General features: G+C 65.7%; 13 protein-coding genes. 3 read left to right on the plus strand and 10 right to left on the minus strand.

The genetic code is table 11. From position 1 onward, the window contains the following. Positions 1–5: 5 nt before the first annotated feature. The 4 genes from MasN3_RS00335 to MasN3_RS00350 all read right to left on the minus strand — a co-directional run bounded on the left by MasN3_RS00335 (position 6) and on the right by MasN3_RS00350 (position 6,838). On the minus strand, positions 6–218 hold the full coding sequence (locus MasN3_RS00335) for a VF530 family DNA-binding protein (protein ID WP_027866485.1): 213 nt from the start codon (positions 216–218) through the stop codon (positions 6–8). Positions 219–300: 82 nt separating this feature from the next. Continuing rightward, the gene (locus MasN3_RS00340) at positions 301–2,427 is read right to left on the minus strand and encodes a M3 family metallopeptidase (protein ID WP_281911291.1); all 2,127 of its coding nucleotides are present in this window, start codon (positions 2,425–2,427) and stop codon (positions 301–303) included. Positions 2,428–2,500: 73 nt separating this feature from the next. Beyond that, a complete protein-coding gene (locus MasN3_RS00345) occupies positions 2,501–4,612 on the minus strand; it encodes a M3 family metallopeptidase (protein WP_281911293.1) in 2,112 nt (703 codons plus the stop codon). A gap of 96 nt (positions 4,613–4,708) precedes the next feature. Continuing rightward, the gene (locus MasN3_RS00350; RefSeq protein ID WP_281911294.1) at positions 4,709–6,838 is read right to left on the minus strand and encodes a M3 family metallopeptidase; all 2,130 of its coding nucleotides are present in this window, start codon (positions 6,836–6,838) and stop codon (positions 4,709–4,711) included. 183 nt (positions 6,839–7,021) lie between these two features. Here MasN3_RS00350 and MasN3_RS00355 point away from each other — a divergent pair, with 183 nt between their 5' ends. Continuing rightward, on the plus strand, positions 7,022–8,332 hold the full coding sequence (locus tag MasN3_RS00355) for an FAD-dependent oxidoreductase (protein ID WP_281911296.1): 1,311 nt from the start codon (positions 7,022–7,024) through the stop codon (positions 8,330–8,332). Here MasN3_RS00355 and MasN3_RS00360 read toward each other — a convergent pair. The 6 genes from MasN3_RS00360 to modA form a co-directional block, all read right to left on the minus strand. Then, positions 8,307–8,510: a SlyX family protein gene (locus tag MasN3_RS00360; protein WP_027866480.1), complete on the minus strand. Its 204-nt coding sequence runs from the start codon at positions 8,508–8,510 to the stop codon at positions 8,307–8,309. The two genes, MasN3_RS00355 and MasN3_RS00360, sit on opposite strands and share 26 nt — an antisense overlap. Before the next feature lie 53 nt (positions 8,511–8,563). Continuing rightward, a complete protein-coding gene (locus tag MasN3_RS00365) occupies positions 8,564–10,732 on the minus strand; it encodes a DUF4214 domain-containing protein (RefSeq protein WP_281911298.1) in 2,169 nt (722 codons plus the stop codon). 155 nt (positions 10,733–10,887) lie between these two features. Then, a complete protein-coding gene (locus MasN3_RS00370; protein WP_281911300.1) occupies positions 10,888–12,948 on the minus strand; it encodes a UvrD-helicase domain-containing protein in 2,061 nt (686 codons plus the stop codon). A gap of 106 nt (positions 12,949–13,054) precedes the next feature. Continuing rightward, positions 13,055–14,131: a molybdenum ABC transporter ATP-binding protein gene (gene modC, locus MasN3_RS00375; protein ID WP_281911302.1), complete on the minus strand. Its 1,077-nt coding sequence runs from the start codon at positions 14,129–14,131 to the stop codon at positions 13,055–13,057. After that, positions 14,128–14,808, minus strand: coding sequence for a molybdate ABC transporter permease subunit (modB, locus tag MasN3_RS00380; protein ID WP_281911304.1), 681 nt, complete (start codon positions 14,806–14,808; stop codon positions 14,128–14,130). Before modB ends, modC begins: the two co-directional genes overlap by 4 nt. Further along, entirely contained in the window at positions 14,805–15,548 is a 744-nt protein-coding gene (gene modA / locus MasN3_RS00385) for a molybdate ABC transporter substrate-binding protein (protein WP_281911305.1), read from the minus strand. Before modA ends, modB begins: the two co-directional genes overlap by 4 nt. Positions 15,549–15,634: 86 nt before the next feature. Between modA and MasN3_RS00390 the strand changes: the two genes are divergently transcribed. Together MasN3_RS00390 and MasN3_RS00395 are read left to right on the plus strand one after the other, a co-directional pair. Beyond that, positions 15,635–16,441 (plus strand): TOBE domain-containing protein, encoded by an 807-nt coding sequence (locus tag MasN3_RS00390; protein WP_281911307.1) that lies wholly within the window; start codon positions 15,635–15,637, stop codon positions 16,439–16,441. A gap of 74 nt (positions 16,442–16,515) precedes the next feature. Continuing rightward, a complete protein-coding gene (locus tag MasN3_RS00395) occupies positions 16,516–17,001 on the plus strand; it encodes an SRPBCC family protein (RefSeq protein WP_281911310.1) in 486 nt (161 codons plus the stop codon). Positions 17,002–17,072: the final 71 nt, after the last annotated feature.

The following is a 17,072-nucleotide window of genomic DNA, read 5'->3' on the forward strand; positions in this document are numbered from 1 at the left end:
TCTCGTTAGTTGGTGAAGCGGGTCTCGAGGTATAGCGCCTCGACCTGCTCGCGCGCCCAGGGGGTGCGACGCAAAAACTTCAGGCTCGACTTGATGCTCGGGTCTTTCTGGAAACAGTTGATGTCGATCCGGCGGCCGAGCCCCTCCCAGCCATAGTGTTCGACGAGGCGGGTTAACAGGGATTCTAAAGTAATACCGTGGAGGGATTGAACACTCATCGCTTGGGGGATTTGCTGTTGAAGGGAATTGCGCGAGTGTATACAAGCGCCGGCCGCATTGCACGGCCGGCGCCAAACGAGCTTATTCTCCGGTCAACCCACGACGTTCCAGCAGCGGACGCACCTGCGCATCGCGCCCGCTGAAGTTGCGGTACATCTGCATCGCGTCGATGGTGCCGCCGCGCGACAGCAGGGTCTTGCGGAAGTGGTCGCCGTTCTTGCGGGTCAGGCCGCCGTTCTCCTTGAACCAGTTGACGGTGTCCGCGTCCAGCTTCTCGGCCCACAGGTAGCCGTAGTAGCCGGCCGAGTAGCCGCCCGAGAAGGTGTGCGAGAAGTAGGTGCTGCGGTAGCGCGGCGGCACCAGGGCGAAGTCCACGCCCGCCTTCTTCAGCGCCTCAGCCTCGAAGGCCAGCACGTCGCTCGGGATCTGGTTCGGCGACAGCTGGTGCCAGGCCTGGTCCAGCAGCGCCGCGGCCAGGTACTCGGTGGTGCGGAAGCCTTCGTTGAACTGTTGCGAAGCCTGCACCTTGTCCAGCAGCTCCTTCGGCATCGGCGCGCCGGTCTGGTAGTGCTTGGCATAATTGGCCAGCACTTCCGGCCAGGTCATCCACATCTCGTTCACCTGCGACGGGAACTCGACGTAGTCGCGCGGCACGCGCGAGCCCGAGAAGCGCGGGTACTTCACGTCCGAGAACATGCCATGCAGGGCGTGGCCGAACTCGTGGAAGGTGGTGCGCACTTCGTCGTAGGTCAGCAGGGTCGGCTCGCCCGCGGCCGGCTTGGCGATGTTCAGGTTGTTCGCGATGACCGGCTTCGTGCCCAGCAGCTTGGATTGCGGGACCCAGGCATTGGCCCAGGCGCCGCCGCGCTTGTTCGGGCGCGCATAGGGGTCGAAGGTGAAGATCGCCAGCTGCTTGCCGTCGTGGTCGAACACGTCGAACACGCGCACGTCCTCGTTGTAGGCCGGCAGGTCCTTGCGCTCCTTGAAGCTGATGCCGAATTCCTTGTTGGCGGCGAAGAACACGCCATCCACCAGCACGCGGTTCAGTTCGAAGTAGGGCTTGAGCTGGTTGCCGTCGAAGGCGTACTTGGCGGCGCGCACCTTGTCGCTGTAGAAGGCCCAGTCATGCGCGGCGGCCTGGAAGCCGCCCTTCTCCTGGTCGATCGCCTGCTGGATCTCGGCTGCTTCCTTGCGCGCGTTGTTCACCGCCGGTTTGGCGAATTCGGCCAGCAGCTGGTTCACCGCCTTGGTATCCTTGGCGGTCTGGTCGGCCAGGTTGTAGGCCGCGTGGTTCGGGTAACCCAGCAGCACGGCGCGCTGGGCGCGCAGCTTGGCCAGCTTCAGCACGACCTCGCGGTTGTCGAATTCGCCGCCGCGCGAACCGCGCGCCATGGATGCCGCCAGCAGCTTCTCGCGGGTGGCGCGGTTGGTCAGCACCGACAGGGCCGCCTGCTGGGTGGTGTTCACCACCGGGATCACGAACTTGCCGTCCAGGCCGCGCTTTTTCGCCTCAAGGGCGGCGGCGTCGATCGCCTTGTCCGGCATGCCGGCCAGTTCGGCGCGGCTGTCCACCACCAGGGCCGAGGCATTCGCCTCCTTCAGCACGTTCTGGGCGAACTGGGTCGACAGCGCGGCCAGCTGGCCGTTCATCTCCTTGAGTTTCTGCTTGTCGGCGTCGGACAGCTGGGCGCCGGCGCGCACGAAGTCGGTGTGATAGCGCTCGATCAGGTACTGGCCCTCGGCGTCCAGGCCCAGCTTGCTGCGCTTGTCGTACAGGGTCTTGATGCGGGCGTACAGCTTCGAATTCAGGCGGATCGCATCGTTATGGGCCGACAGCTTCGGCGCCAGCTCCTTGTCCAGGGCCTGCAGCGCGTCGTTGGTGTACGAACCCTTCAGGGTGCCGAAGGCGGCGCCGACACGGTTCATCAGCAGGCCGGAACGCTCCATTGCGACGATGGTGTTTTCAAAGGTGGGCGCTGCCTTGTTGTTGGCGATCGCCTCGATTTCCAGCGCTTCCTGGCGCATCGCTTCGGCGAAGGCCGGGGCGAAGTGCTCGTTCTTGATCTTGTCCCAGGCCGGGTAGTTGAACGGCAGGGTGCTCGGCTTGGCGAAGGGGTTCGAGGCCTCGAGCATCGAGGCGGGCGCGGCGTAGGCCAGGGCGGAAGCGGCGCTGGCGGCGGCGACCAGCAGGATATGTGGACGGATCATGGTGTCCTCGTTATGGTTTTAGTTGAAGGATGCGGCAATCAAAAAGCCGGCGCGAGCGCCGGCTTCATCGACATCAGTTCAGGCCACGGCGTTCGAGCAGCGGCTCGATGACCGGATCGCGGCCGCGGAAGTCGCGGTACATCTGCACCGCATCCATGGTGCCGCCTTTCGACAGCACCATCTTGCGGAAGCGGTCGCCATTCTTGCGCTGCAGGCCGCCGTTTTCCTTGAACCATTCGCCGGCGTCGGCATCCAGGCGTTCGGCCCACAGGTAGCTGTAGTAGCCGGCCGAGTAGCCGCCCGAGAAGGCGTGCGAGAAGTAGGTCGAGCTATAGCGCGGCGGGACCGGCGCGAAGTCCAGGCCCGCATCACGCAGTGCCTGCTCTTCGAAGGATTTCACGTCCGTCGGGATCGCCTTCGAGCCGAGCTGGTGCCAGCGCTGGTCGATCACCGCGGCGGCCAGGTACTCGGTGGTGCGGTAGCCTTCGTTGAACTTCTGCGAGGCGCGCAGCTTTTCCAGCAGGGCCGATGGCATCGGCTCGCCGGTCTGGTAGTGCTTGGCGTAGTTGGCCAGCACTTCCGGCCAGGCCATCCACATCTCGTAAACCTGCGACGGCAGCTCGACGTAGTCGCGCGGCACGCTGGTGCCCGAGAAGCGCGGGTACTTCACCTTCGAGAACCAGCCGTGGGTGCCGTGGCCGAATTCGTGGAAGGTGGTGCGCACTTCGTCCCAGCTGAGCAGGGTCGGCTCGCCCGGCGCCGGCTTGGCCAGGTTCAGGTTGTTGGTGATGACCGGCTTGTTGCCCAGCAGGGTGCTCTGGCTGACCAGGGCGCCCATCCAGGCGCCGCCGCGCTTGTTCGGACGCGCGTACGGGTCGAGCACGAAGATCGCCAGGTGCTCGCCGTTCTCTTCGAACACGTCATACACGCGCACGTCGGCGTCGTACACCGGCAGGTCCTTGCGCTGCTTGAAGGTGATGCCCCACAGCTTGTTGGCGGCGAAGAAGGCGCCGTCGTTCAGCACGCGGTCGAGTTCGAAGTAAGGCTTGAGCTGGTTGGCGTCAAAAGCGTACTTGGCGGCGCGCACCTTGTCGCTGTAGTAGTTCCAGTCATAGGCCGCGACCTTGAAGCCGCCCTTCTCCGCATCGATCATTTCCTGGATCTCGGCGGCTTCCTTCTTGGCGTTGCGCACGGCAGGCACGGCCAGGTCGGACAGCAGCTTGTTGACGGCGGCCGTGTCCTTGGCGGTCTGGTCTTCCAGCGAGTAGGCGGCGTGGCTGCTGTAGCCCAGCAGCTCAGCGCGCTCGGCGCGCAGCTTGGCCAGTTGCAGCACGATGTCGCGGTTGTCGAATTCCCCGCCGCGCGAACCGCGCACGGTCGAGATCGACAGGAGCTTCTCGCGGGTGCCGCGCACGTTCAGCGTCGACAGCGGGCCCTGCTGGGTGGTGTTCACGACCGGGATCACGAACTTGCCGTCCAGGCCGCGCTTCTTCGCTTCGGCGGCGGCGGCGTCGATCGCCTTCTCCGGCAGGCCGGCCAGCTCTTCGCGGGTATCGACCACGAAGGCCGAGGCGTTCACTTCCTTCAGCACGTTCTGGCTGAACTGGGTCTGCAGGGCGGCCAGCTTGCCGTTGTACTCGCGCAGCTTCTGCTTGTCGGCGCTAGAGAGCTTGGCGCCGGCGCGCACGAAGTCCTTGTGGTAGCGCTCGATCAGGTATTTGGACTCGGCGTCCAGGCCCAGCTTGTCGCGCTTGGCGTACAGGGTCTGGATGCGCTGGAACAGTTTCGGGTTCAGGCGGATCGCGTCGCCGTGGGCGGCCAGTTTCGGCGCCAGTTCCTTGTCCAGGGCCTGCAGGCTGTCGTTGGTGTAGGAACCGACCAGGGTGCCGAACACGGTCGAAACGCGGTTCAGCAGACGGCCCGAACGCTCCATCGCGACGATGGTGTTCTCGAAGGTCGGCGCAGCCTTGTTGTTGGCGATGGCTTCGACTTCGGCAGCCTGTTCGCGCATGCCTTCGGCGAAGGCCGGGGCGAAGTGCTCGTTCTTGATCTTGTCGAAGGCCGGGTAGCCGTACTGGAGGGTGCTCGGCTTGGCGAACGGGTTGGTCGCGTCGAGCGGCGCGGCATAGGCCAGGTTGGCCATCGCGACGCTGGCCGCGATCAGGAGCATACGGGGACGATTCATGGTGTCTCGGATGTTGATTGAACTACGTTGGAACACGCCTGCCTTTCGCCGCCGGGCTTGTGGCCCGGCGGCGAAAGGCGCAGCGCAGGGAAAAAATCAGTTGCCGGTCAAGCCGCGGCGTTCCAGCAGCGGTTCGATGACCGGATCGCGGCCTCGGAACTGACGGAACAGGTCCATCGCATCGGCGCTGCCGCCACGCGACAGCAGGGTCTTACGGAAGTGGTCGCCGTTCTTGCGCGACAAGCCGCCGCTCTCGGTGAACCACTGCACGGTGTCGGCGTCGAGCTTTTCGCTCCACAGGTAGGCGTAGTAGCCGGCCGAATAGCCGCCGTTCATCGAATGCGAGAAATAGGTCGTGCGGTAGCGCGGCGGCACCGGCGCGAAGTCGACGCCGGCGTCCTTCAACGCCTTGGCCTCGAAGGCCAGCACGTCGGTCGGGACCTGGGACGGCTTGAGCTGGTGCCAGCGCTGGTCGAGCAGCGAGGCGGCCAGGTATTCGGTGGTCATGTAGCCCTGGTTGAACTTTTTAGAAGCGACCACCTTGTCCAGCAGCGCTTTCGGCATCGGCGCGCCGGTCTGGTGGTGCCTGGCGTAGTTGGACAAAACCTCGGGCCAGATCGCCCACATCTCGTTGACCTGCGAGGGATACTCGACGAAGTCGCGCGGCACGTTGGTGCCCGAGAAGTGCGGATACTTCACGTTCGAGAACATGCCGTGCAGCGCGTGGCCGAACTCGTGGAAGGCGGTGCGCACTTCGTCATAGGTCAGCAGGGTCGGCTGGCCGGCGGGCGGCTTCGGGATGTTCAGGTGGTTGCCGACCACCGGCTTCTTGCCCAGCAGGTGCGATTGCGACACGTATTCGTTCATCCAGGCGCCGCCCTGCTTGTTGCCGCGCGCATAGGGGTCGAACAGGAAGATCGCCAGCTGCTTGCCGTCGTGGTCGAACACGTCGAATACGCGCACGTCCGGATCGTAGACCGGCAGGTCCTTGCGTTCCTTGAAGGTGATGCCGAATTCCTTGGTGGCGGCGAAGAACACGCCGTCGACCAGCACGCGGTTCAGCTCGAAGTAGGGACGCAGCTGGTTCTCGTCGAAGTTGTATTTCGCGGCGCGCACCTTGTCCTGGTACAGCGGCCAGTCGTACGAGGCGACCTGGAAGCCGCCGCGCTCCTTGTCGATCACCTTCTGGATCTCGGCCGCTTCCTTGCGCGCGTTGTTCACCGCCGGCTTGGCCAGCTCGGCCAGCAGCCGGTTGACGGCGGCCGGATTCTTGGCCGTTTCCAGTTCCTGCGAATAGGCCGCATAGTTGGGATAGCCCAGCAGCGCGGCGCGCTCGGCGCGCAGCTTGACCAGGCGCAGCACCAGCTGGCGTGTGTCGAACTCGCCGCCGCGGCTGCCGCGATTCAGTGAAGCCGCCATCAGGCGCTCACGGGTGGTGCGATTGGTGAGCGTGGCCAGCGCCGGCTGGCTGCTGGTGTTGACGAGCGCGATCGCGTACTTGCCCTTGAGGCCACGCTGTTCCGCCTCGCTTGCTGCGGCATGGATCTCGGCCTCCGAGAAGCCGGCCAGGTCCTCGCGGGTATCCACGATCAGCGCCGAGGCATTGGCTTCCTTCAGCACGCGTTGCGAGAAGTCCGACTGCAGCGAGGCGATCTCGGCATTGTATTTCTTGAGCTTGTCCTTGTCGGCGTTCGACAGGTTGGCGCCGGCGCGCACGAATTCCTTGTACACACGCTCGAGCAGGTGCTTCGATTCGGCGTCCAGGCCAAGGGTGGCGCGCTTGCCGTAGAGCGTCTTCACGCGCTGGAACAGGGCCGGGTTCAGGTAGATCGCGTCATTGTGCGCGGCCAGCCTGGGCGACATCTCGCGGTCGACCGCGTCCAGCACCTCGTTGGTGTTGGCCGTTTGCAGGTTGGAGAACACGGCGGACACGCGCGCCAGCATCTGGCCCGCACGCTCCATGGCGACGACGGTGTTCTCAAAAGTAGGCGCCGCCTTGTCCTTGGCGATGGCGTCGATCTCGCGCAGGTGCTCGGCCATGCCGGCGGCGTAGGCGGGCAGGAAGTGTTCGTTCCTGATCTTGTCGAAAGCCGGGTAGTTCAGCGGCAGGCTGCTGGGCTGGGCAAACGGGTTGGCGGCGTCGAGGGCAGGCGCTGCCGGTGCAGCCACTGCGGCGTGCGCGAGCGCGAGGCTGGCGGCAACGATGAACAGGTGTGGTCGGTTCATGCGATCTTTCGGACTCTTTTGAAGGAGCTGCCGGGCGTTCTCGACAGCCGTTGCGCGACGATCATAGCAGGCTTATACGCACGTCGTCACAATAAAAAAGGTATGTATGGCACATGTATCGGCCATGTATCGGCATGTATCGGCTATGTATCAATTCTGGCCGTGCTAGCATCCGTTTTCACCATGGAATCCCTCACCCAACGCCCCTACGACGCCATCGTCGTCGGCACCGGCCCCGGCGGCGCCAGCACGGCGCGCGAACTGGCGCGCGCGGGCGCCCGCGTGCTCATCCTCGAGCAGGGCAGCGCCGCGCCCCTGGCCGGCACCCTGGGCCAGATGGCCGGCATGGCCCTGCCCGGCCGCGGCGCCTGGCTGCACCGCGACGCCTCGCTGCTGGTGGCCGGCACCGGCCTGGGCGGCAGCTCGGCGCTGAACTTCGCCACCGCCGCCGCGCCTCCCGCCGCCATGTTCGCGGCCCACGGCATCGACCTGGCGCCCGCCCTTGCCGCCCTGCGCGCGGAACTGCCGCTTGCGCCCCTGCCCGACAGCCTGGTCGGCCCGATGGCGGCGCGCATCATGGCGGCGGCGCGCGCCGCCGGCTTTGCGTGGGAAAAGCTCGACAAGATGATCCGCCCGCAGGCCTGCCGCAGCGGCTGCTGGCGCTGTGTGTACGGCTGCCCCTACGGCGCCAAGTGGAGCGCGCGCGATTTCGTCGAGGAAGCCTGCCGCCACGGCGCCGTGCTGCTGGAGCGCAGCCGGGTGCGGCGCGTGCTGCTGGAAGATGGCCGCGCAGTCGGCGTGGAATTCCGGCGCGAAGGCGGCACCCACACGGCACGCGCGCAGACGGTGGTGCTGGCCGGCGGCGGCATCGGCAGCCCGCGCCTGCTGCATGCCTCCGGCCTGGGGCCGCCCCTAGCGCCCTTCTTCAGCGATCCGGTGGTGGCGGTGATGGGCAGTGTCGAGGATATCGAGGGCGGCGCCGAGGTGCCGATGGCGGCCGGCGCCAGCTTTCCCGGGGAGGGCATCGCGCTGGCCGACCTCACGCTGCCGGTGCCGATGTATGCCGCCTTTGCGCTGCAGGCCGGCCGCGTCGACCGGGTGGGGGCGCACCGGCGCACGCTGAGCATCATGGTGAAGATCCGCGACGACATCGGCGGCGCGGTCGGCCCGCGCTGGGTGGACAAGCGCCTGACACCGGGCGACCGGGCGCGTTTCGACCGAGGCATCGGGATGGCGCGCGCCATCCTGGAACAGGCAGGGGCGCGGCAGGTGTTCGCGACCCACCATTTCGCCGCCCACCCGGGCGGCAGCGTGCGCATCGGCGCAGGCGTGGACAGCGAGCTGCGCGCCGCGCCGGGACTGTACGTGTGCGACGCCTCGGTGATCCCGCAGCCGTGGGGATTGCCGCCCACGCTCACCCTGCTTTGCCTGGGCAAGCGGCTGGGCGCGATGCTGGCCGGCGCCCGTGTCAGTAGTGCGGCGGTTTCTCGTTGACCGGTCCCTGGCGGGTCGACTGCAGGGTGCGGACGTGGTCCACCAGCGAGGCGACCAGGGCTTCGAGCTGGTCGATGCGGCGGCCCTGGCGGTAGATGGTGTCGTTCAGCGTCTCGACCAGGTCTTCCTGGTGCGCGAGCTTGATCTCGATATCGACAAAACGGTCTTCCTGGCTCACGATGGGCTCCGGCGCAAAACCGGCATTATGCCAGTCTCGCGCCGGTTCCTGGTTCAGCCGCCGGTCCAGGGCGTGTAGTCGATGCCGCCACTGATGCTGCCGATCACCTGAGCCTGGTTCTCGAAACCTTCGCTGAATTCCATCAGGATCTGCTCGCGGCTGCTGTCGACGATACGTCCCACCCAGTACGCGTAACCGGCAGCGTCCGGTGCGCGGTCGAGAATGTTCGCGTACAGCTTGGTCAGGAACTCGCCGTCGCTCGGGTTCGCGCCATAGAGCTTGTCGAACTCCGGCTGGTTGGTGATGAACTCCTTGGCCACCTGCAGCAGGCTGCTGCCTTTTTCCATGCGGTCGATCCAGTAGCCCATGCCGGTCTTGTCCGACGGGCGGCCGAAGACCGCCTCGTACAGGCGGTAGACCTGGCCGCCGATGCCGTCGATGTCGATCGCCTTCCAGCCGTCGGCGAACTCGATCCGCTCGACATTGATCAGGTTGTCGGTGCCGAGGGCGCCGCTCTTGTCGGTGACGGTCACGCCATAGACGCCGCGTGCGATCGTGAAATTGCTGCTCGCGCCGGCGTAGACGACGGTGTCGATACCGCCCATGCCGTCGACGGCATTGTTGCCCGTGCCCGGCGTAAAGCGGTTGTTCCCCGCGTCGCCGCTGAGGTTGAGCGCGCTGTTGATGCTGAACTGCAGCAGGTTGGCGGCGCTGGAGGCGTTGCTGGCAATATCGACCGAGGCGGCTAAGACGTCGTAGTCGCCGTTCGGGAGTGCCGGCGAATCGATTTTCCAGGTGCCGTCGTTGTTGACGGCGGTGCGGCCGATCTCGACACGGTCGCTGAGACGGAACAGCTGGATGGTGGTCCCGGCTTCGGCGGTGCCGCTGAAGACCGGCTGGTTGCCTCCCGGGCTCAGCGACATGCTGGACGTCGGCGTCACCGGAGGGGTGGCGTCGACGTTGAAGCTGAGAAGGGGGCTGCGCTCGGATACGTTGCCGGCGCTGTCGGTCGCGGTCGCGTACACCGAATAGCCGCGTCCGTCGGGGAACCTGTTGCCGACGATGCTGAAGACGCCGCTGGCGTCGGTGCGGCCTTCGGCAATGACCTGGTCGTTGTAATACACCCGCACCACGGCATTCGGTTCCACCTGGCCGGTGAAGACCGGGGTGGCGCCGGTCGGCAGGTAGTCGGCGGCATTCTTGCGCACGGTCAGCACCGGCGCCGGGGGCGCCACGGTATCGGCCGTCAACTGGGAGCGCTGGTACTGCCCATCGGTGAAGGCGAGCAGTTCGATGTTGGTGAGCGTGACGGTGCCCAGGGTCGCATGGGACGCGATCAGGCTGCCATTGGCGTTCTCGCTGAAGCTGTATTCGCTGCGGCCGCGGCTGAACACGACCGTGTCGGTCCCGCCCCCGCCGTCGACGACGTCATTGCCGCCGAGGAGGACGATGCGGTCGTTGCCGGCCGAGCCGGTGATGCGGTCAGCCCCGGTCGTGCCGGTGATGTAGCGCCCGTCTGCGTTGATGCCGAGCGCGCCGCCCAGGCCATCGCCGCCGTACAGCCAGTTCAGCGCGGCGATGTCGTAGGGGCTGAAGGTGCTGTACGGGCCGCCGGCATCCGTGTACGACATGATCGTGTTGCCGGTGTTGTCCTGCTGGAACGGGAGATGGATGTGATCCTGCTCGTCCCCTTCGTGGAAGGGGTGCTTCAGGCCAAGCGCATGGCCCAGTTCGTGCAGCAGGGTCTGGTAACCCTGGCTGCCCGGCAACGGATTGCTGTTCTGCGCCTTCCATTCCACGTTATCGAGATAGACGTAGGCATCCGGCTTGTAGCCGACGACGTTGTTGCCGATGTAGGAATACGCGCCATTCCAGCTGCACAGGCCGGTCGTCTGGCTGCCGTCGAGGTCGAGGTTCGCCAGGTGGATCTGGGCATTGCTGCCGTTCGTGGTTTCGACGAACTGGATGCCGGTCACCTGCTGCAGGTAGGAGAAAGCGGTGCGCGCAGCGGTTTGCTGGCTGGTATTGAACACAGCCTGTCCGGTCACCGCCCTACCCGTGCTCTGGTTCACCTCGTTGCCGGACGAGATGTCGAAGGTGTAGTAAATCGTGTTCGGCGTCACGCCGATCATGTAGTTCCAGTCGGGGCCGATATCGAGCAGCGCATCGATGTGATTCAGCCCGGAATGGGGCGTAATGGTCAGGTCGGTAACGGTTGCCATGCGTGAAATAGTCGGAAAGTGGTTGCAAAACTCTACATCGAGCTCGCTTTCCGGAAAGTATTTCCCGCGACACAAATGAAGTCAAATAAGAATTTCAATCGTGCGCGGCTATTGGCAGGCTGCCAAGGCTGCCGCGCAACGACGAGGGCGCGCTCTTATGCTTTCGGCATGGCCAGCAAGGCTTTCAGATTGGCCAGCCTTTCCTTCGGACTGAGCACTTCGGTTTCCTTGGGCGGCGCGTCGCCGACGTCCAGCGCCATCTCCTTGATGAAGCGCGAAGGTTCGCAATGCACCAGCTCGCCGGCGCGCTTGCGCTTCTTGCACCAGGTCAGGCGCAGGGTGCGCTGGGCGCGCGTGATGCCCACGTACATCAGGCGGCGTTCCTCCTGGATGCGGGCGGCCATCACTTCCACCGGCGCGTCCGGGTCGCCCTTGTGGGGCAGGATGCCCTCTTCCACCCCGACCAGGAACACGTGCGGGTATTCCAGGCCCTTGGAGGCGTGCAGGGTCGACATGCGCACCGCATCCTGTTCCTCGTCCGCGCCTTCCAGCATCGACATCAGGGCCACCATCTGGGTCAGTTCCAGCAGGTTCTTCTCTTCGCCGTCACGGTCGCGCCCGCCCCGGCCGCGCTCCTTCAGCCAGTTGGTGAACTCGAGCACGTTCTGCCACTTGGCCTGGGCCGCGCGGTCGTCGAAGCTTTCATATAAGTAGTGCTCGTAGTTCATCTCCTTCATCATGTCGTCGAGCACCTCGGCGGCATTGTCGCCGCTGCCCGACGGCCCCGGGCGGGTGGCGCGGTCTTCCAGCTCCAGCAGGAAGCGGCAGAAGTCGCGCAGCGGCGCTAGCTGGCGCTCGGCCAGCTTGGCCTCCAGCCCGTTCTTGCGCGCGGCCTCGAACAGCGAGCAGTTCCACTGCTTGGAGAATTCGCCCAGCGTCTCGAGCGTCGCCATGCCGACCCCGCGCTTGGGCGTGGTCACGGCGCGAATGAAGGCCGGGTCGTCATCCTGGTTCGCGATCAGGCGCAGGTAGGCGATGATGTCCTTGATCTCGGCCTTGTCGAAAAAGCTCTGGCCGCCGGACATGGTGTAGGGGATGCGCTCCTTGCGCAGGGCCTGCTCGATCACGCGCGCCTGGTGGTTGCCGCGGTACAGGATGGCGTAGTCGGTCCACTTGTTCTTGCGCTGGAAGTGGTCGGCCGAGATCATGATGGCCACCTGTTCGGCTTCCTGCTCATCGCTCTGCATGCCCAGCACCTCGATCGGCTCGCCCAGGCCGTGTTCGGACCAGAGCGACTTCTCGAACAGCTTCGGGTTGTTGCCGATGACGGCATTGGCCGCCTGCAGGATGCGGGTGGTGGAGCGGTAGTTCTGTTCCAGCTTGATGACGCGCAGGTCGGGGAAGTCGGTCTGCAGGGTCTTCAGGTTTTCCACGGATGCGCCGCGCCAGGCGTAGATCGCCTGGTCGTCGTCGCCCACCGCCGTGAACATCGGCTTCTTGCCGAGTCCGGTCACCAGGAGTTTGACCAGTTCGTACTGGCAGGTATTGGTGTCCTGGTACTCGTCCATGAGCAGGTAGCGCAGGCGGCGCTGCCAGCGGTCGCGGATCGATTCGTTGTTGCGGAACAGCTCCACCGGCAGGCGGATCAGGTCATCGAAGTCGACCGCCTGGTAGGCCTGCAGGGTGGCCAGGTAACTGCGGTAGACGCGCGCCGACATGGCTTCGTCCTCGTCCTTGGCGTTCCGGATCGCGTCCTCGGGGTCGACCAGGCCGTTCTTCCACAGCGAGATCGCGTTCTGGATGCGGCGGATTTCCTGTTTATCGGTGGTCAGCGCCAGGTCGGAGACGACGGTGTAGCAATCGTCGCTGTCCATGATCGAGAACTTGTCCTTCAGGCCGACGCCGGCCGCTTCCTGGCGCAGGATCTTGACGCCCAGCGAGTGGAAGGTCGAGACGGTCAATTGCTTGGCCTGCTTGGGCTGCTTGAGCAGCTTGGCGATGCGTTCCTGCATCTCGAGCGCGGCCTTGTTGGTGAAGGTCAGGGCGGCGATCGTGCGCGGGTCGTAGCCGCGGTCTTCGATCATGTACGCGATCTTTTGCGTAATGACGCGCGTCTTGCCCGAGCCGGCACCGGCCAGCACCAGGCATGGGCCGTCGAGATAGAGCACGGCTTCGCTCTGCGGCCCGTTGAGGCCGAATTTTGGTGCGTTGGACATGGGAAAGATTTCTGCAGAATGGCCGGGTATTGTAAGGCCGTGTTCGACATCGCGCCAAAATGAATCCGGTCCTTGACCGGTTTGCAACAGGCGGTGGGCCGCCCCGCTAGGCAAGCGGTGCGACCGCCTTGATCTGGGCCCAGACCGGCAGGCCTGGGACGATGCCGAGCTCGCGCCGCGAGCGTTCGGAAATCCGGGCCAGCAGCGTGGTCTCCCCCATGCGCATGTGCACCAGCACATGCCCGGGCGTATCGGTGGCGGTGGCCGCCGTCACGACAGTCGGCAGCAGGTTGACGATGCTGCTGCGATGAGGCCGTTCCAGCGCCAGGCTGACATCGCGCGCATGGATGCGGCAGCGCAGGTGGCTGCCGATCGTTTCCCTGCGCCGTCCCACGTACAGAGAACCGCCCGGGAACTGCAGGCGCGACAGCCCGTCTTCCTCGTGTTCGGCGAGGACGGTATCCAGCACCACCCCGGTCTCGTCAGCGAACACCGCCGGCAGGTCGGCGCGGGCCAGGAGTTCGCCCAGCGGCCCGCTTGCCGCCACCCGCCCGGCTTCGAGCAGCACCAGGTGGTCGGCCAGGCGTGCGACTTCGTCCGGCGCGTGGCTGACATAGACGATCGGGATCGACAGCTCGTCGTGCATGCGTTCCAGGTAGGGCAGGATTTCCTGCTTGCGCTTGAGGTCGAGCGCGGCGAGCGGCTCGTCCATGAGCAGCAGGCGCGGCGAAGAGAGCAGCGCCCGGGCGATCGCGACCCGCTGCCGCTCGCCGCCCGAGAGGCTGGCGGGCGAGCGCTCCAGCAGCGGACCGATGCCGAGCATCTCGGCCACCGGCCCCAGTGCGAAGCGGCGCGCGCCGGCGGCCACCCGCTTCAGTCCGAATTCCAGATTGGCGCGCACGCTCAGGTGGGGAAACAGGCTCGCTTCCTGGAACACATAGCCGAGCGCACGGCGGTGGGGCGGCACGAACAGACCGCGCGCCTCGTCCTGCCAGACCTCGTCGCCCAGCGCGACGTAGCCGCCAGATGCGCGCTCCAGGCCGGCGATGGCGCGCAGGCAGGTGGTCTTGCCCGATCCGGAGTGGCCGAACAGGGCACTGACGCCGCGGTCCGGCAGGTCGAGGTCGACGTCCAGCGTGAAATCGCCGCGCTCGATGCAGAACCGGGCGTGCAGGCCGTTCATTGCTTCGCCCCCTTGAGCAGCGGCGGATTGAAGGTGTAGAGCGCCAGCAGCACCAGGAAGCTGAAGACGAGCATGCCGCCGGCCAGCCAGTGCGCCTGCGCATACTCCATGGCCTCGACATGGTCGTAGATCTGGACCGACACCACCCGCGTCTTGTCCGGGATATTCCCGCCGATCATGAGCACGACGCCGAATTCGCCGACGGTATGCGCGAAGCCGAGGATGGCGCCGGACAGGAAGCCGGGCCGCGCCAGCGGCACCGCCACCGACCAGAACGTGTCCCAGGGGCTGGCGCGCAGAGTCGCCGCCACTTCCAGCGGGCGCTCGCCGATGGCCTCGAAGGCGTTTTGCAGGGGTTGCACCACGAAGGGCATGGAATAGAACAGCGAACCGATCACCAGGCCGGGGAAAGTGAAGGGCAGGGTTCCCAGGCCGAGCGCTTGCGTCAGCTGCCCGGCCGGGCCGTTCGGTCCCATCGCAACCAGCAGGTAGAAGCCGAGGACGGTCGGAGGCAGCACCAGCGGCAGGGCCACGACGGCGCCGACGACGCCCTTGAGGCGCGAGCGCGTGCGCGCCAGCCACCAGGCGATCGGCGTGCCGATCAGGAGCAGCAGCAGGGTCACGATCGACGCCAGCTTCAGAGTCAGCCAGACGGCGCCGAGTTCGGTTTCTGTCACAGCTCGTAGCCGTAGGCGCGGATGATGCCCTTGGCCTTGTCCGATTTCAGGTAGTCCAGCAGGGCTTTCGCCGCCGGATTCGCCGCCCCCTTGGCGAGGACCAGCGCATCCTGGCGGATCGGCTCGTGGTACGTGGCGGGCACGATCCAGGCCGAACCCGAGGCGATCTTGCCGTCCTGATAAACCTGCGAGAGCGCGACGAAGCCGAGTTGCGCATTGCCGGTACTGACGAACTGGTGGGCCTGGGCGATGTTCTCGCCCTGTATCAGTTTCGGCTGCAGCGCTTCGGCCAGGTTCAGCTTTTTCATCGCCGACAGCGCGGCCGCGCCGTAGGGGGCGGTCTTGGGATTGGCGATGGCGAGGTGCTTGAAGTTGCCGGTTTTCAGGATGTCGCCCCTGGCGTCCACATAGCCTGCCTGGGCCGACCACAGCACCAGCCTGCCGATGGCGTAGGTCAAGCGGCTGCCGGGCACGCCCTGCCCTTCCTTTTCCAGCCTGGCCGGCGTTTCGTCGTCCGCGGCCAGCAGGACCTCGAACGGTGCGCCATTCCTGACCTGCGCATAGAACTTGCCGGTAGAGCCGAAGGCCAGCCTGGCCTGGTGGCCGGTGTCTTTTTTGAATTCCGCGGCGATTTTCTGCATCGGCGCGGTGAAATTGGCCGCGACCGCGACCTGCACCTCGCCGGCATGGGCAGCCGCCGCGGCTGCCATGGCGATCACCATACTGACCAAACGTTTCATTCCATTCTCCCCAAGGCACCGTTATGTAAGGAAGTATATAACGAAAAACCCTGCCACGGATGAGCGTTGTGGCTCACAATGCATGCATGGAGAACAAGGACATTGAACTGCAGGGCTCGGTCTGGATGATGGCGGGCGGCGAGCATCTCGGCGGCAAGGGACGCATTGAACTGCTGGCCGCCATCGCCGATAGCGGCTCGATCACGGCGGCCGCCAAGGCGGTCGGGATGAGCTACAAGGCTGCCTGGAACGCCATCGATACCATGAACAACCTTGCCGGCGAGCCGCTGGTGGAACGGCTTGCCGGCGGCAAGGGCGGCGGCGGGACGCGACTGACGGCGCGCGGCGCCCAGCTGGTGCGGAACTTCAACACCATCGAGCGTGTCCACCAGGAATTCGTGGAGCAGCTCAACCGCCAGGCCGGCGGCATCGCCGGCGATGCTTCCCTGATCCGGAGATTGAACATGAAGACCAGCGCACGCAACCAGTTCTTCGGCAACGTCTCGCGCGTCAAGCAGGGAGCGGTGAACGACGAAATCGAACTGGACATCGCCGGCGGCCAGAAGATCGTTGCCATCGTGACGCACGAGAGTGCGGAAGACCTGGCCTTGCTCGTCGGCACGCAAGCCTTTGCCCTGGTCAAATCCTCGTCGGTCATCATCATGAGCGGCTCCGGAGAGGCCAGGCTGTCGGCCCGCAATCAGCTGGCCGGAGCGGTGGCGCGCCTGGTGCCGGGCGCGGTGAATACCGAGGTGGTCATCGATCTTGCCGGCGGCGGGTCGGTGGCCGCCATCATCACCAACGAAAGCGCCCAGGCGCTCGCGCTGCGCGAAGGCAGCCCCGCCACGGCGGTCTTCAAGGCCTCGAGCGTGATCCTCGGGACGCCGGCCTAGCGACGAAACGCCGCGCAATCGGGTACCATGCCACTCTTGTGGCGCTGCGCGCCAAGGCTTTTTGGACACTGCCCATGAAATTTGAACATCTCATCCAGATCAACGATCCGCTCAACCCGCTGATCGACACCATCTCGGTCGAACAGCTGTGGCGCGGGCTGGTGCTGCGCGCCGAAAACCCGACCATGTTCGTGCCGCACCTGGACGAATGCACGATCGGCGAACGCAGCAGCGGCAGCTTCGCGCGCCGCCTGCGCTACGGCGACCTGGTGATCGACGACGTCGTGTACCTGACCCCGCTGAAGGAAGTGCGCTACGAAGTGCCGGCCCAGGGCGAGATCGCCGCCTCCAGCCTGAAGATGATCATCGAGGCGCCGGGCGACGCCATGCTCCAGGTGCGCTTCTGCTACGACGACGGCCAGGGCGAGCACACCGACCCGGCCAACGCCATGTACGACGACTTCAAGCGCTCGGCCTACCAGGAAGCCGACGTCGACACCGTGCGCATCCTGCGCCAGCTGGCCGGTCAGGGCAAGCTGGATGCCAGCTACCTGAATTAGTAGGGTGGGCGGGTTTCCCGCCCACGCGGTGATCGATATCGGCTCCGCTTTCGTGCTCGGTGATCTTGCTG

The sequence above is a fragment of the Massilia varians genome (assembly GCF_027923905.1).
GTDB classification, from domain to species: domain Bacteria; phylum Pseudomonadota; class Gammaproteobacteria; order Burkholderiales; family Burkholderiaceae_D; genus Telluria; species Telluria varians_B.